This is a genomic window from Geodermatophilus chilensis (assembly GCF_002802985.1).
GTDB lineage: Bacteria > Actinomycetota > Actinomycetes > Mycobacteriales > Geodermatophilaceae > Geodermatophilus > Geodermatophilus chilensis.
Genome location: NZ_NVPT01000363.1, coordinates 1 through 1204 on the forward strand (window position 1 = coordinate 1; position 1204 = coordinate 1204).

Annotated in this window: 1 protein-coding gene; it reads right to left on the reverse strand. The window is 76.7% G+C overall.

Annotated features, from left to right (window positions below; genetic code table 11):
* Positions 1 to 1204, reverse strand: a 1204-nt coding sequence (locus CNO22_RS27165; RefSeq protein WP_100502315.1) for an HNH endonuclease signature motif containing protein, incomplete at both ends; no start/stop codon positions are given.

Genomic DNA, 1204 nt, shown 5'->3' on the forward strand with positions numbered 1-1204 from the left:
TGGTGGCTGCGGCACAGACAACAGAGGTTGGCGCAGTCGGTGGCCCCGCCGCAGGCGTGCGGGAGGACGTGGTCGCGGTCGGCCCAGCCCACCCGCTGCCCGCAGTTGGGAAAGCGGCAGGCGCGGTCGCGGGTGGTGAGGAAGGCGTGCTGGGCGGCGGTGGGGTCGTGCGCCTCGGTGGGCGGCGGGCGGTCCAGCACCGGGCACGTGCACTGGCTGTCGGGGTGGTCGGGGCAGCCGCGGCGCGCGGCCCGGGCCAGCTGCTCGGGGGTGGCGGTGGCCAGCAGCCGCCCGTCGCCGTCGGTGAGCGCGCAAGTCAGCGACCCGCCCTCGGGGGCGCGCAGGCCCAGGGCGCCGAGGCGGGCCAGCAGCTCGCGGACGTGCCGGGCGGTGATCGGCAGGCCGTTCACCGATCCCGGCGTGGCCGCGGCGCCCTCCAGGGCGTCCAGGGCGGCGGTCACCGTCACCCTTGCGGTGACGCCGGGCAGGCCGTGGTCGGCGGGGCGGCGGATCAGCAGCGAGCAGACCTCGGCCCGGATCTGGCCGATGGGCCGCTCGTCGCCGTCGGCCTTGGCCATCCGGGCCAGCTGGTCGATCAGGTCGAAGGCCTCGGCGGCCTCGTCGGCGGGCAGCTCGGCGGCCAGGGTGGCCATGCCCTCCAGCTGCGAGGGATAGGTGCGCACGTCGGCCTGCCGCTTGGCCTGCTTGCGGCGGGCGTCGACCGCTGAGGCGTCCAGTTTCAGCAGCAGCGCGAGCGCCTTGGCCCTGAGCCGGCCCAGCGACAGGTCGCCGGCCTCGCCCAGCAGCTGCGCCTCGATCTGCCGGGCGAGCGCGGGGGAGGTCAGGCCGAGCACGTCGGCGAGCACCTTCGCCCGGGGCTCGTCCAGCGCGCCGGCGGCCAGCGCCGCCCAGGTGGCGGGCAGGTGCTCCCGGTAGGTCCAGGCCCGCTGGGCCAGGTGCGATGCGGTCCGGCGGCCGCAGTTGAGCACCATCGCCAGCTCGGCGGGAAAGAACTGCGACACTCCGGGCAGCTCCGGCTCCGGCGCCCACGACCCCCGCCGTACACCCGGCTGGTCCGCCGGCGGATCCAGGGTGTCCGGGGTGTCGTCGGCCAACCCCAGCACCAGCTCCGCCTCGTACGCGGCGTCCATCGCCCGGCGGGCCTGCACCCGCTGCAACTCCGCGGCCTTCTCCTCCCGCGTCA